A 1,096-nucleotide genomic window follows, 5' to 3' on the forward strand; every position below is an offset into this window, starting at 1 on the left:
CGGGAACGGCGCATAACGGCATCTGCCATTATGCGCATCCGGTTACAGGGAAATTCTCAGGCGTCGAACCGCTTCTTTAAGCTGCTCATCCGTTGGGGTAACGAAAGACATGCGCAGCGTGGTGTGGCACGGCAACTACTTCCGCTACTTTGAGATTGCCCGCGAAGCGCTGCTCAACCAGTTTGATTACGGCTATCGCCAGATGAAAGCGTCCGGCTACGTCTGGCCGGTGGTGGATACCCGGGTGAAATACCGCGACGCGGTGACCTTCGAGCAGCGCATTCGCATCCGCGCCCACATTGAAGAGGTTGAAAACCGTCTGCGCATCGCCTATCAAATCTTCGACGCGCAAACCGGGAAACGCACCACCACCGGCTACACCATTCAGGTGGCGGTGGAAGAAGCAAGCCGGGAGATGTGCTTTGTCAGCCCGGCCATTCTGTTCGAACGCATGGGGATCGCGCCATGAAATGGATAACGCTACTCGCGCTGCTGGTAAGCCCGCTGGTGAACGCGGTCACGCTGGATGAACTGCAACAGCGGTTTGCGGAGCAACCGGTAGTGCGCGCACACTTCGAACAGATACGCACGATCAAGGACATGCCTCAGCCCCTGCGCTCGCAGGGGGAGATGCTAATCGCCCGTGACAATGGCCTGCTGTGGGATCAAAAAGCGCCGTTCCCGATGACGCTGCTGCTGGATGACAAACGGATGGTGCAGATCGTCAACGGTCAGTCGCCGCAGACTATTACCGCCGACACTAACCCGCAGATGTTCCAGTTCAACCATCTGCTGCGGGCACTGTTCCAGGCCGACCGCAAGGTGCTGGAAGAGAACTTCCGCGTCGATTTCAAAGACCTGGGCGAAGGCCGCTGGTCGCTGGTGCTGACGCCCGTCACCACGCCGCTGGACAAGATTTTCTCCACCCTTGATTTGAAGGGCGCGATCTATCTGGAATCCATTCGCCTGAACGATAAGCAGGGCGACACGACGGATATCGCCCTCTCCCGCCACCAACTGACGCCCGCCCGCCTGACTGATGCAGAACGCCAGCGCTTTGCCGCACCGTAACGCCCTGCGCCCGGCGCTGCTGTGG

At 59.4% G+C, this 1,096-nt stretch carries 1 protein-coding gene and 1 pseudogene; both read left to right on the forward strand.

What is annotated here, in order from left to right; translation table 11 throughout:
- Window positions 1-124 precede the first annotated feature (124 nt).
- Window positions 125-469, forward strand: a pseudogene (locus DD606_RS25425) (acyl-CoA thioesterase); the annotation flags it as partial.
- Window positions 466-1,071 (forward strand): outer membrane lipoprotein carrier protein LolA, encoded by a 606-nt coding sequence (locus DD606_RS25430; RefSeq protein WP_023323845.1) that lies wholly within the window; start codon window positions 466-468, stop codon window positions 1,069-1,071. The pseudogene DD606_RS25425 and the gene DD606_RS25430, both read left to right, overlap by 4 nt.
- The last annotated feature ends 25 nt before the right edge of the window (window positions 1,072-1,096 follow it).

The sequence above is a fragment of the Enterobacter cloacae complex sp. GF14B genome, from assembly GCF_004136805.1.
Taxonomy (GTDB): Bacteria; Pseudomonadota; Gammaproteobacteria; order Enterobacterales; family Enterobacteriaceae; genus Enterobacter; species Enterobacter hormaechei_C.